This window comes from Nocardia sp. XZ_19_385 (genome assembly GCF_015355755.1).
Classification (GTDB): Bacteria; Actinomycetota; Actinomycetes; order Mycobacteriales; family Mycobacteriaceae; genus Nocardia.
Genome location: NZ_JACVEE010000001.1, coordinates 1,166,734 through 1,181,186 on the forward strand (window position 1 = coordinate 1,166,734; position 14,453 = coordinate 1,181,186).

Here is a 14,453-nt window from a genome sequence, read left to right on the forward strand (position 1 = left end):
AGTGGCGCCGAAACCGAACGCTCCAAAACCCTTGCTGCGGGACTTGATCCACATCAAGGAGCACATCTCCACGTCCGACTATGTGCTCGGCCTGGTTGAGTCGGTTGCCGATCCGGCCACCTTCGTGCAGGCGGTGCGCGAATATGTGATCACCGAGCAACTGCTGGCCAACTACGATCAGGCGCTCGCCCTGATCAAGTCCGCGCTCGACGGTCGCGCCTCCAAACCGGCTTATCTGCACGGCTCGTTCGGTTCTGGTAAGTCGCATTTCATGGCGGTCTTGTATGCGCTGCTGTCCAACGATTCTGCGATCAATTCCGCGGCGCGGGCGCGCAAGGAGTTCGCGCCGGTGCTGGCCAAACATGAATGGCTGCAAACCGATGGACGCCGGTTCCTGCTGGTGCCGTACCACATGCTGGGCGCGAAGTCCCTCGAACAACGAGTACTCGGCGGGTACGTGGAGCACGTGCGCGCAATGGACCCGAATGTACATCTGCCGCAGGTGTATCGCACCGACGCACTGTTCGACAGTCTCGCAGGAATGCGCGCCCGGCCAGGCGGTGACGACTTCGTCCTCCAAGCACTCAACTCGATCTACGAGGGTGCGGAGGGCGACGAGTGGGGTGACACCATATTCTGGACGGCGGACAAGCTCGACACCGCCATGGCCGCACCCGAATCTCACGAACCGGGTGCCGCACTCGATCTGGTTGAGCCCAAGACCCCGCAGGAGTTGCGCGCCAAGCTGGTCGGCGATGCCAGCGCGACCTTGATCACCGGATTCACCCGCGACGCCGCAGAGGACGAGCATGGGTTCATCTCCCTCGACGCCGGCCTATCGGTGATCGCGGAGCACGCGAAGTCCATTGGCTACGACGGGCTCATCCTGTTCCTTGACGAGTTGGTGCTGTGGCTGCACACCCAGATGCACGACCACAAGTTCGTAGCCCGCGAGACGGGGAAGATGACCAACTTCCGGGAGGGCGGTGACACCCGCCGGGCCATCCCGATCGTGTCGTTCATCGCCCGCCAGCGTGATCCACGAGAACTACTGGGCGGCGAGGCATCCGGCGCGTACGCGGCTGCCATCCATGACAATCTCGAGCTCGCCTCCGGTCGGTTCGACGTGATCGAACTCGAGGACCGCAACCTTCCGGAGATCGCGCACGAGCGGCTGCTAAAGCCGCTGACCAAGGACGGCCAGGCGCAGATAGACGCCGCGTTCGCCGTGACCAAACGGGTCGGCCCACAGGTGTGGGACGCGCTGCTCGGCTCCGACCAGTCCACCGGCGCCGACGAAGCTTCGTTCAAACTCGCCTACCCGTTCTCACCGGCGTTCCTGTCGACGCTGGTGCACATGTCCACTGATCTGCAGCGCAACCGCACCGGCCTGAAGCTCATGGGCGAGTTGCTGGCACAGCGCCGCGACAATCTGTTCCTAGGTCAGCTGGTGCCGCTCGGCGATCTCTACGAGGTTCTCACCGCGGGCGGTGATCGGCCCTTCGTCGCGGACAAGCGGGTCATGTTCGAGGCCGCCGATCGGTTGTACCGCAACGATCTTCGCCCCTACCTACGACGTCTGTACGAGGTCACCGAGGACGATATCGACGCCTACCTGCACCGGCCCGCGGAGATCACGGATACGAAGGTCGTCAACGGCTGCAAGCAGTTCACCGCCGACAACCAGCTGCTGTGCACACTGCTGTTGTCCGCGCTCGCGCCCAGCGCGCCGGCGTTGCACGACCTGAATGCACGCAGCCTGGGCGCGCTCAACCACGGCTCCATCGCCACTCCCATCCCGGGCGCGGAAGTCGGCGTCATTGCGAACAAGGTTCGTGAGTGGGCGGGCCAGTTCGCCGAGATCAAATACAGTGAGCCGGATGCCAATCCCGGCGTGCGCCTGGAGCTCACCGGTGTCAACGTCGACATGGTGCTCGCCAACGCCAGCGTCAACAACACTCGCGCCAACCGGGCCGCCTTGGCGAAGCGGTTACTGATCGGGGAATTCGGCATCGATCCCGGCACCGATGTGTCGAACTCCCATCCGCTGCGCTTCGTGTGGCGCGGCTCGAACCGGACTGTCGAAGTGGTGTTCGGAAATGTCCGTGACGAAGACGAGCTGCCCGACAACCAATTACAGCCCTATGACAGCAGTCTGTGGCGGCTGGTGATCGATTTGCCGTTCGACGAGGACGACCACACTGCCCGAGAGGATGCCACCCGCGTCCGTGAGCTGCGCGCCAAACAGCAGGACCATCCCACCCAGACCGTTGCCTGGTTGCCGGACCACCTGTCCAAGGCCCGCTGGGACGGATTTCAGAAGCTGGTCATCATCGATAAGGCAATTGCCGACAGAGGCCGGTTCGACACCCAATACGCGAGCCATCTCAACGCCGACAACCGCGCAACCGCATGGAACCTACTGAGCACCCAGCGCGATACGTTGATGACTCAGATGCGAGCGGCGTTCAAGAAGGCGTACGGGCTCGACGCCAAGGTCGAGACTGATGTGCAGAACGTCTTCGACGACCATCTGCAGCCGCTGCCCGAGATCGCCGATCTGCGGCTTCCGTTCGGTTCGACGATGCACGACGGTATCCGCCATCTCGCGGGCGTCATGCTTGCACACCAGTATCCCGCGCACCCGGATTTCTCCGACGATATCGGTAGCCCCGTGCGATCCGCAGACGCGAAAACCGTATTCACCCATGTGCGTTCAGCCGCAGAAACTCGGGACGGCCGCGTGGAGATACCGGCCAAAGACCGCCAAATAATGCAGCGCATCGCGGTCCCACTCGGGCTGGGGGAACAGAAGGAGGCGTACTTCGAGCTGTCGCGACGCTGGGCAGACGACTTCCGCCGTTTCGCGACCACCGACGGCGTGACCGGTGACCTACCGGTCACAACACTGGCCAAATGGACCGATCGGCCGCCCCGCGGTCTGGACGAGTTCTTGAAGAATCTGGTCATAGCCGCCTTCGCGGCCATGGACGATCGAGTATGGGTGCGTGCCGGCGTATCGCAGGACACTCTTCCCGAGCCGAGTCAGCTCAAACCCGTTGATGCGCTGGGTAAACAACCGCTGCCGAGTGAAACCATCTGGGACACAGCACGGCATCGCCTCGAAGCGATCACCGGCAACAAGGCACCGGCGCTACTGCGCGGCCCGATGGTGCAGCACCTGGCACGCCAGCTCACCACCTTCGCGCGCGACTTCGCCGAACCCGCCGCTGCGCTGGTGCGGCAGTTGGAGAGCCACACCACCTTTCTGAACCTCGACAGTTCCGATCGTCTGGCGCTGGCGCACCGGGCCGCCGCCCTGCTGACAGCTGTGTCGACAGCAAACGAAGGCGGCTCCCCCACTGCCAAGAAGACCGTGGAAGCCTTCGCCGGATTCGATCTCGGTGAGGCAACACCGCAACATCTCGGCGCGTCTCTCAAGCAAGCACGCGCCGTCGCCGATGCCCTCGAGACAGCCCCTTGGGGCACACTGCGGCTGTACAAGCGATTAGGTGCCTCCGGCGAGCGACTGCTGGAATCGCTGCGGGCAACCGCCCGTGCCAACCAGTTCACCGACGACCTGGTCGCCAAGCTCACCGACACCGCAGACGCCATCACGACCGCGCTCGACACGGAGGAGTCGACTCCTGCGCTACCTGGAGAGACGCAACGCTCGGAAGACATCGACCTGAGCAAAGAGTCGAACCATCCTCCAGTGCACGCAGATACAGCATCCAGGACTCCCGCGCGTTCAGGGTCGCGCCGCTTCAGCGCCGTCAACGCCCGCAATGCCATCGGTGAGCTGGAGCATGAGGTAGCGGACCTCGCGCGCCGCGAGCCCAATGCCCGAATCGTGGTGACATGGGAGGTGATCGAGTGAGTAATACGGCCACGCACAGCACGACTACGCTTCCCCGGCTGAAGACTGCGGATGTCGCCCAATATCTTTCGGCCGGGCACGGCCTCACCGACGCGCTCGCCGGCCGCGGCGAGCGGACTGTCGTGCTGTTGCGGGCCGAACCTGACTGGGAGGGTCCAGCCGAGCTCACAATCGGAGACCGTCGCGCCCGTGTTGCGCCCGCGCCCTCCGCCTTGGCGGTCCACGAACTAGTTCTGCGCCACCTCGAGACAGGCAATGCTCCACAGGTGCTTGTGATACTCACCGATCGCGAGCACGAAGACCTCGATCCGGCCATCCTGGCCCGCACCCACCGGAAACGAATCAACCTGGTAGATCGCTGGGACATCGTCCGGAATGCCTTCGGGTCCACCGGAATCGACGAATGGATCAGACGCGAAGCGTGGGCGGCCGAGGCACTCCTGGACGCCGCCGGACCCGACGGCTGGCCCCGAGTGCCTGGCGTGCTCTCCAAGGGAGAGGCGTTGTCCGCCTTGGCTTCCCGGCGGCTGCGCCTACCGTCCTCGAACGCCGACCGCATCGATCCGGCCACGTTGCTGCACTGGTCGCATACCCCGGGCAGTCCTGAATTGCTGCTGGATCTCCGCGATGCGGAACGTGACGGACTGACGACGTTTCTCACCGATGGCGAGCAGGCCGGTGCGGCCGGATCCGTGCTGATCGATCTGGTCCGCGCCGGTCATGGTGGCGATGCGCTGGCCTTCGGACTGGTGGCAGCGGCTTTGTGGCTACATCCGGATCCCGATAGTGCCACCTATCAGGCGCGCGGGCGCGCAGAACGCCGTTTGGGTGACCACCCCGCGGTCAGCGCGGACGAACTCGACCGCCGCATAACGATTTTCGGCCGTGCCTGCCTCGAGTATTTCGATGTTCAGCTGGCCCGCGCCTACGACCCCCGCGCCCGCAGAGCGAACTCCCACCTGTCCGGGCCCGACGGCGACACCCCCTGGTCCCAGTCCGCCCGTGCAGCCCGTCAGATCGTCGACCCGATCCTGCGGCGCGCGGGCGAGTTGGTGCGCGAGCTGGGTGCAGACGCCGCCGCTAAGAGCAGCCCCGTGCTGAGGGCCGGACTCGACGCCTGTTTCACCGCCGTCGGAAATGCCCTGGGTCGCAACGATTCCGCGGCAGTCGCCCACGCAACCAAAAAGCTATTCGAACACCGTCTCGCCGATGATCCAGAACTCGAGGTGCGCATCAGCCGGGTCGAGATGGCACAGCGACTCGCCCGCTGGCTCGCCGACGATCCCGAGACCACTACGGACACGGTCGCCGACGCTCTCGATCGGCACATGCGCGAAACATGCTGGGTAGATAGGGCCCTGGACTATCTGGAAGCTGGTGGTGACACCGATCCGGCATTGAAGATTCCCTATCGCACGCTCGTGAACAACGTCCGTCAGCGCCGGCGTGACCTGGACCGCGAATTCGCGACCAGCCTCGCGGTATGGACGGCGGCGGGCACTGCCCCCGGCCGGATGCTCACCGTCGAATCCTTCCTCGCCCGAGTGGTCGCGCCCATCGCCGGGTATCGCCGCGTGCTACTGCTCGTCTTGGACGGAATGAGTGCCGCAATCGCCACGGAACTGGCCGACCAATTGCTCAACGGCTGGAACGAATACGACCCCTACCCGGACGGTGGTGAACCCCGGCGCCGGGCGATGGCAGCGGCACTGCCCAGCCTTACCGCAGTATCACGTACCTCCCTATTCGCCGGAAAACTGACGCGGGGGGATCAAAACGACGAGAAACGCGAATTCCCGCGGCACCGGTTCTGGGGTTCGAAGAAGACGGCCACCGTTTTTCACCTGGACGACCTGCGCGGCGAGAACGGGCAACCCTTCGGCGACGATCTCACCGCCGCCCTACTCAACCCCGACCAGCACATCGCGGTCGTACTGAACACCATCGACAACGCACTCGACAAAGATCTGAAACTCGGCGACCCGGACTGGGAACTGCGCGAGATCGGCGATCTACGCGCGCTGCTGCGGGCTGGCGCTGATCAGGGCATGGCGGTACTGATCACCAGCGACCACGGACATGTCATCGACCGGCACAGTGTGAGAGTTGAAGTGGACGAATGGCAATCGGCTCGACATCGCAATCCGGACAGGTCACACCCGCTGGCCGATACCGAAATCGCACTGTCCGGCCCGCGCGTCCTGTGGCCACAGGTAGGCGAATCCGACTCGGCTATCGTCGCATTGTGGGACAACGATTCCCGCTACACAACCCGTAGGGCGGGCTATCACGGCGGCGCTTCGCTCGCCGAGGTCACCATTCCGATCCTTGCGTTCCTGCCGTTCGGCGTAGAACCGCCCGTCGTCTCGCGGCACCCGGTCTGGCGGCAGCTCGGCGATCAGTCCCCGTACTGGTGGTCGTCGGATCGTCCTACATCCCAGGCCGTGCAGGTACCGCAGGAAACCACCGCTCGACGCCGCTCTATCGATCGCGTGTCGAAGGAGCGACTGCTGGGCCTCGAGCCGATGTTCGATCTTTCCGAAACCCCTTCGGCTACGCCGCTGTTCGCTTCGGATGTCGTCGACGGGGACCTGGTCAAGCGGCTGCTCGGGTCGGAGATATTCGATGGCCAGCGCGCCTTACTCGCCCGGCCTCCGCAGCCGGTGACAGTGGAGAAAGCCCTCCGAGCCCTGCTGCAGGGCCCGCTCCCCATCACCGCACTGGCGCAGCGCGTAGGTTACCCATCCGTCCGAGCCAGCGGCTTCGCCGCCATTCTCAGTCAGCTGCTCAACTTCGACGGCATCACCGTGCTGGAAACCTTGGGCGACGGCCGCACGCTGAAACTGGACGCTGCAAGGTTGCGCACCCAGTTCGGGTTATGACCATGAGGGTCGATTTCAGTGCGAGACTGGCCATGTGAGTAGCGTGCAGCCCCTGCCCGTGAGCGCGGTCCGGCGCCGCCTGGTGATCGACGCACTGCGTCGCGGAGCCGTACCCGAGGCAGGGCTCGACTTGCTTGCTACCGGACTCGATCGGTTCGAAGCGGCGATCGACGCAGAGCTCGACACGGTGGTTTCCGGCGGGTCGGTGTTCAAGGCGGTGCGCGGTGAGTACGGCTCCGGCAAGACTTTCTTTGCGCGATGGTTGGCCGAAGGCGCGAAACGTCGCAACTTCGCGGTCTCCGAGATCCAGATCTCCGAGACCGAAACTCCGCTGCACAAGCTGGAAACGGTGTATCGACGGCTCACAGAACGGCTCACCACCTCCAGCTTCCCACCCAGTGCCCTCCGCCAGGTGATCGACGCCTGGTTCTACACATTGGAGGAGGACGCGCTTGCCGACGGCGCCTCCGACACCGAACTGGCCGCAGCGGTGGAGCGGCTCATGACGGCGCGGCTTGCCGAAGTATCCAGGCACGCACCGTCTTTCGCAGCCGCCCTGCGCGGTTACCGCAAGGCCACGCTGAACGATGACGATTCGACCGCCGCGGCAGTGCTGGCGTGGTTGGGCGGACAGCCGAATGTCGCCGCGGCAGCGCGGCGGGCCGCCGGAGTGCGCGGCGACCTTGATCATTTCGGCGCCCTCGGCTTCCTGCAGGGCCTTCTGGTCGTGCTCCGCGACAGCGGGCATCGCGGGTTGCTGGTGGTACTCGACGAGGTCGAGACGCTGCAGCGGGTGCGGTCCGACGCCCGCGACAAGGCGCTCAACGCGCTGCGTCAGCTTATCGACGAGGTGTACTCAGGACGCTTCCCCGGGCTCTACCTCCTGATCACCGGGACGCCCGCCTTCTACGACGGTCAGCAGGGCGTGCAACGGCTCGCGCCATTAGCACAGCGGCTGGCCACCGATTTCACCACGGATCCCCGCTTCGACAACCCGCGCGCGGTGCAACTACGGCTGCCCGGTTTCACTCTCGAGTCCTTGGCCCAGCTCGGGATCACAATCCGCGACCTGTACGCGGACAACTCCGCCGACGGCGACCGGATCCGAGCCGTCGCCGATGACGCGTATATCGCCGACCTCGCCAAGGCGGTAGGCGGAGCGCTCGGAGGTAAAGTCGGTGTGGCGCCGCGATTGTTCCTGAAGAAGTTGGTCGACGATATTCTCGATCGCATCGACCAGTACCCCGATTTCGATCCACGAGAGCACTATCGGCTGACGGTAACGCCGACCGAGCTCACTGCTGTGGAGCAGAACCTCACCAGCGCCGATGAGATCGACCTGGAACTGTGATCGAGCAGAGCGAGGGAGCCGATCCTATCGACCGTCTCGACCCGGTAATCCTGCATCACATCGTCAATACACTAGGCTGGCCCGACCTTCGACCGCTGCAGAAGGCCGCCATCGAACCCCTGCTGGCGGGGAACGACGTCGTACTACTTGCCCCCACCGCCGGTGGCAAGACCGAAGCAGCCTGCTTCCCCCTTCTCAGCGCGATGGCGCAACGAGACTGGCACGGGGTTTCGGTGTTGTATCTGTGCCCACTCAAAGCATTGCTGAACAACCTAGTCACCCGGATCGACAGCTATACCCAATGGATCGGCCGCCGCGCCGAGATGTGGCACGGCGACATCGGCGAATCCCAGCGCAACAGCATCCGCCGCACACCACCCGACATTCTGCTCACCACTCCGGAATCGTTGGAGGCCATGCTGATCGGAGTCAAGACCGATCACGATGATCTGCTCGGCGGGGTCCGCGTGGTGGTCATCGACGAGGTGCACGCCTTTGCCGGCGACGATCGCGGTTGGCACCTGTTGGCGGTGTTGGAACGCTTGCAACGAATGACCGGACAACCGATCCAGCGCGTAGGACTCTCTGCGACGGTCGGCAATCCGAACGAATTGCTAACCTGGCTGCAGGGCTCCAGCGCGGGGATCCGTTCCGGTCGCGTCGTCACACCGGATCTCGACGCAGCGACAACCCCAGCCCGACAACCTGTTTCGCCGGTGCTGCCACCGGGCGAGGTCGAACTGGACTACGTCGGCTCACTCGACAACGCCGCCAAGGTGATCGCTACCCTGCACCGCGGCGAAAAACGGCTCGTATTCTGCGATTCCCGGCGCCAGGTAGAGGAACTCGGCGCCGCATTGCGCGCCCGCGGAACTACGGTGTTCCTCTCGCACGCCTCGTTATCCGCCGACGAACGCCGCCGCGCCGAACAAGCATTCGCGGAGGCCCGCGACACCGTCATCGTCGCCACCTCCACCCTCGAATTGGGCATCGACGTCGGTGATCTGGATCGTGTCATTCAGATCGACTCTCCCAGCACCGTCGCATCCTTCCTGCAGCGCATCGGCCGCACCGGCCGACGATCCGGTACCACGCGCAACTGTCTATTCCTCACGACCAGTGACGATTCCATACTGCAAGCCGCAGGGCTGCTGCTGCTGTGGGGACGAGGCTGGGTGGAACCGGTGGCGGCGCCGCCCGAACCGCGGCATCTGATCGCTCAGCAGATCCTCGCCGTGACCCTGCAACAGGGGACACTCGGCGACCGAATCTGGGCACAAGAATGGAACGGCTTACCTCCATTCGACCGCTCCGGCGAGCCGATCCTGCGGCACCTGCGCAACGCCGGCTTTCTCGAGGACGACCAGGGACTGCTGTTCATCGGGCCCGAGGCCGAAAAGCGTTTCGGGCGAAGGAATTTCCTCGAGCTCACCGCTGCATTCACCGCCCCGCCGCAGTTCACTGTTCTCGCCGGCCGACACGAGATCGGGCAAACCGACGCCTCGCTTCTCACGGAGGATCGGCCGGGCCCACGTGTCTTGCTACTCGCCGGGCGCAGCTGGCGCATCACTTATATCGACTGGAAACGCCGCTGCCTCTTCGTCGAACCAACTGACGGGGGCGGCATCGCCAAGTGGTCGTCTTCGGGTCTGCGGGGCCTGTCCTATGCGCTTACCCGCGCCATGCGTGAAGTCATTCTCGGCGCCGACCCACCGGTATTGCTGACTCGCCGTGCCGTTGCCGCCCTCGCCGGCCAACGCGACAAACGCGCCCGCACAACCACAACGGACGCAACGGTCATCGGTCGTGATGAAAAGACCGTCCGCTGGTGGACTTGGGCCGGCTATCGCGCCAACGCAACTCTCGCACACACCCTTTCGGCGGTCGCCGAACCCGACCAGCGACCAACAGATCTCGCAATCCGACTCCGTCCCGATCTGACGCCGGAGATGTGGCGTGCCGCCATCACGAACACCAACATGGTGCTTCCCAAAGTGGATCCTCGTGCCGTCAACGGACTGAAGTTCGCCGCCCTACTGCCGGAGCACCTCGCCGCGGCCACAGTCGCGGCCCGCCTAGCGGATCTGCCTAGTGCACAGGAGATAATCAGGGAGCGCACGCTCTTCCGCACCATGTCGTGAAATCGAGTCGATCACGGCGGGCTGCATCTGCAGCAGGTTGTTGAATTCCCTTCCACGCCAAACGGAGTCACGCATGTATTGCATCGGCCGTTCTGGTGCGCGCTCACGCTGTCCGCTGCTGTCAGTATCACCTGCGACACGACACATGCGGTCCTGCACGCCCAGACCCTGCCAACGATCGCCTTGCTCGCTGCCTTGCACGGCGTCACGGTATCGAGATCCTGCCCGAGCAAACAATGGGTCGTCGCCGCAGATTCGATCCCCGCTACCCAGCAAAGGCCCTATCCACTGGCGTAACTCCGCCAGTCGACCTGGTCTTCGTGCCCCCGCAGCGGCCAAGTTATTGCGACATCGACGACGGCCAACGCACCGTTGTCGACCTGGTCTGCAAGGACACGAAAGTTCTTGTGCTGCTTCCAATTCTGGTAATCGCCGACAACGACGAGGCGGCGGCGAGCGCGCGTCAGGGCGACATTGAGTAAATTCGGTGACTGCGCAGCCCAATCCCGTGAGCCGCGCTGTCCGGTCGTGGTACCCAGGACGAGAATGACAATGTCTGCCTCTTTGCCCTGGGTGGTATGGACGGTGCCAACTCGCTTCGGCTGGATCGGAAACCGTCTACCTATGGTCTTTTCGAGGCCTTGGACGACTTCCCGGAACGGGCTGACGACGAAGACCGCCTCAGCTACGCGCCTCTGGAGCTCCTCCGCTCGCGTCTTTCCGTTTTCAGCCCAGACCGGCGGGTCATCGAAGAGGTCGTCGAGTTCACGTTCCATAGCCGCTCGCACCCGCTGCCGTACCAGGTTCAGCGTCGCCAATACATAGCGGCCCTCAATTGGATTCCATTTCTCGCCGGTAGAGAGGGCCTTGACATCGAGCCAGGTGTTCCCGGCCAGCAGGTCGAATCCGTCGTCGCGGGATGGAACGCCGTACACCATCAGGTTGTCGTAGGCGATCTCATTGCTGACATCGAACATGAGCCGATCGCATCGCCGGTGGACGCGGAGCGGCGAACCAACCCAGGTCTGATCTTCACCGGCAGCATCGGGCAGCCATGTTCCGAAAACATTGAGTCGGTCGGCGACCGATTGCACCGAAATGCCTTGGGGTGCCCACCGCGGGTCGACCTCGAACTGTCGCGCCAAGCGTTTCTGGCCTGACCAGGGCAGAGCGACAACGGGTTCGAGCTGTCGGGGGTCGCCCACCACGACCGCGCGTTTCGACCGCCACAATGCACCCACAGCTTCATGAGGTGCGGCTTGTCCAGCTTCATCGATGAACAGCCACCCCAGAGCCTCGCTGCCGAGCCGGGAGAACATCCGCGCCGCGGACGCGAAGGTCGTCGAGACCACCGGCACGACGAAGAACAGTAGTTGCCAAGCTGCCAGAACCGTGTCCTCGGGGAGATCGTTTGGGGCGTCACCCTTCACGATCTTCATCGCACCGAGCAAACTTTTCCTGGTCAGCTCCGGATCGTCGACGAGGACCGCATGATGCAGGTCCAGTGCCGCAAGGAACACCCGGCTGCGGGCTTCCGCGAATTCCTCATCCATCCACGGTGCGGACTTCTCGCGCAGTTCCATTGCCTCTCGGCTGTCCTGGTGCCATTCGGCGCCGGGCACGTTGCCTGGCCAGCGTTCCCGCGCGGCGGCGAGGTCTCCGATTTCCCGTTGGATAGCGAACCGGCGAGCAGCTACGGACCGACCGGCAGATTCTAATGCGGCTGTTGCTTTTTCAAGAGCCTGCTGGCAGGTTACGACCCTTGCTTGTGCGTGTCGTGCCTTCTGGCCCGCTTCGCTGAGTTCTCGCTGGCGAGCGTGTAGCTGAGCCTGATGCTCGGATTGCTTCTGTTCGGCGTGACGCATCTGTTCATCGGCTGCCATGCACACCTCCATCAGACGTGTCCGTTCGAGCATCCAGTCGCGGTCCGCCGACCCGATCAGTCTCCTGAGACGGCCCGGCCGCGCGAGGTCGTGGGTTGCCACCGCCGACTCGGCCACCTGGACCCGCTCCGCCGTGCGCTCGACTCTTCCGTCAGCGTTCCGGAGTGCGGTGCGTGCCGCAAGTTCGGGCCTCGCGGCCTGTCTGCGCACTAGGTCCGCGCGGGCGGCGATGCTCGTCAGATGGTTGTGATGATCCTGGAGTTGCGCAACCAAACCCTGGCCGTCAACTACGCGACGACGTAGGTCGCTCAGGGTTGCATCGTCGTCACGGTCGCGCTGGAGGATGTCGGCAATGCGCCGGCGTTGATCCGCGAGGTGTTCGGCATCGGCTACGGCGTCGTTGAATGCGACAACCGCGTCCGACCACGATGGCCGGGCGAGATTCTCATCGGCATCCGGCGCGGTCAAGGACTTGAGGTACTCGTGCAGGCCCGCCCCCTCGGACTCGCCCTCACCCCACCAGAACCGTTCGACGAATTCCGAGCGATAGGAGCGTCTCCCCAAGCGAGCGGCGATGGCTCCCCACGCGGGATCGTCGGTCAGCATGGAAGCCTGTTCTGTCAGGTATTCAGCATCTGGAAAAGCCTCCAAGTCAACAGCATTCGCGTTGGGAACCTCCAGAGTGATGTTCTCCACGGCACCGTTGTTCGATGAGGCCGCTACAATCTCGAAGCCCGTCAGATCGCCGATCAGCGGGTAGATCTTCTGCGGATATGCGGCCCTGCCGTTGGGTTCCTGCTCGGTGCGCCACGAGGCGGGAAACTTCTCGAACGCGTCCCGAGCGGAATCCAACTTCGCCAAGCGGGCCGCACGCTCGACAACCAAGGCCGCAATCAGATCGCGCAGCATGGTCGTCTTGCCGGTACCGGGCGGACCATTGACGGCGAAGATTCCGCAGGCGGTCTTATCGCCGAGCCGATTCATGATCTCGTTGACCGCGAACTGCTGACTCAAGGTCAATGGGTGGGCGGGATTGGCCGGCCACCGACCCAGCGGCATCGAGACCGGCGACAGCGATCGCAGTACTTCGTGTGGGGCTTGGCGCACGTCGATTCGCCGTACCGTGTCAATGGATTCCTCCGCCGACAGGTACTCGGTGAGGGCAGCACCTACCTGTCCGGCACTGATCGCTTCGGCCACATGTTCCAGGTCGTCGGCGTAAAAGCTATTCAGGAACTCCTCGCCCTTCACCTCGTCGGCGGACTTGCTCCACACCTGGTAGCTCTTGATACGGATCGTGTCCGGCGACAACGCTGCATCCACCACGAGTGCCTCGGCAAGCCAGCGGGTGATGGCCACCAGATCTTCGAGCGCTAATGCTTTCTCACCAAGCCTGGTTGGCGGCTGGTCCGTCTGATCGTCCGTTTCAGCAGGGGGTTCCTCTGTATCAGAATCGGCGGCACTCCCGGCCTCAGCGCTGCGTCCACCCGCAACGGTGTCCACAGCTTTGTCGATTGCCTGCTCGGCCAGCCGCCCACCGGCCTTCTCGATGAGCGCCCCTGCCACCGGGCCCACGACCGATCCCAACGCCCGAGCGGCGATCGCTGCGCCAGATGCGATGCCCCCAGTTGCCGCATCCAGCGCTACATCCCCGACGACACGAGCCATCATGCCCGCGATGGCCCCGAGTACACTCGGCCGGTTATCCGCAGGCGGGTTTGTGGGCTCGCTGACGACCGACACCTTCCCGTCTCCGATCTCGAACAGGAAGCCGAGGAGATCTTTCGCGTCCTCATCGAATCCGTCGAGCCAGTCGTCGCTGCTCGGCCCTGGAACCACAGTCCTGCCGACTGCCCATGCGCAGGAGGAGAGAGTGACGCTCTCCTTGAGAAGACGACCGGTGTGATCCACGGTGAGGCTGACAATCGCGCTTTGCCCACCATTGCGGCCGTCGAAATCCCGCTCAGCTTCGGGAGATCGCAGCGCATCCTGCAGGACATCGCGGACCTTAGAGATTTCGAAGACCCCGGCGTACACGGTATGGCGCCACACGTAGTCACGTCGTGGCGCCGAGAGACCGGAGCCAGGCTCCCAGGGAAGCGGGCGCCCGACCCATGCAGCCCGGATGCCCTTGGACGGCGCGACCGCGTCCACCTTAGGTGGGCTGAAGTACTCTACAGCGCGCCAATAGCGCAGGATCCTCGCTTGCCGTTCGAGATCACCGTCCACTCGCTGCACCCCCTATATCCAGCACGGTCAGACTGCCAGTCCGGACACGTTACAAGCGCCCTCCTGATACCGCAATCGCCACTGCCG

5 protein-coding genes are annotated in these 14,453 nt (G+C 64.1%); 4 read left to right on the forward strand and 1 reads right to left on the reverse strand.

What is annotated here, in order from left to right; genetic code table 11:
- The first annotated feature begins 1 nt into the window (after window position 1).
- Genes IBX22_RS05375 through IBX22_RS05390 form a run of 4 tightly spaced genes read left to right on the forward strand, consistent with a single transcriptional unit; the run spans window position 2 to window position 10,254 of the window.
- Window positions 2–3,880: a phage resistance protein gene (locus IBX22_RS05375; RefSeq protein WP_194814254.1), complete on the forward strand. Its 3,879-nt coding sequence runs from the start codon at window positions 2–4 to the stop codon at window positions 3,878–3,880.
- Window positions 3,877–6,762, forward strand: a complete 2,886-nt coding sequence (gene pglZ, locus IBX22_RS05380; RefSeq protein WP_309234431.1) for a BREX-2 system phosphatase PglZ — start codon at window positions 3,877–3,879, stop codon at window positions 6,760–6,762. The genes IBX22_RS05375 and pglZ overlap by 4 nt, the downstream gene beginning before the upstream one ends.
- A 43-nt stretch (window positions 6,763–6,805) precedes the next feature.
- Window positions 6,806–8,113: a BREX system ATP-binding protein BrxD gene (gene brxD / locus IBX22_RS05385; RefSeq protein ID WP_309234576.1), complete on the forward strand. Its 1,308-nt coding sequence runs from the start codon at window positions 6,806–6,808 to the stop codon at window positions 8,111–8,113.
- On the forward strand, window positions 8,110–10,254 hold the full coding sequence (locus IBX22_RS05390; RefSeq protein WP_194814257.1) for a DEAD/DEAH box helicase: 2,145 nt from the start codon (window positions 8,110–8,112) through the stop codon (window positions 10,252–10,254). Before brxD ends, IBX22_RS05390 begins: the two co-directional genes overlap by 4 nt.
- A gap of 281 nt (window positions 10,255–10,535) precedes the next feature.
- Here IBX22_RS05390 and IBX22_RS38220 read toward each other — a convergent pair whose 3' ends face one another.
- A complete protein-coding gene (locus IBX22_RS38220; RefSeq protein WP_194814258.1) occupies window positions 10,536–14,366 on the reverse strand; it encodes a DEAD/DEAH box helicase in 3,831 nt (1,276 codons plus the stop codon).
- Window positions 14,367–14,453: the final 87 nt, after the last annotated feature.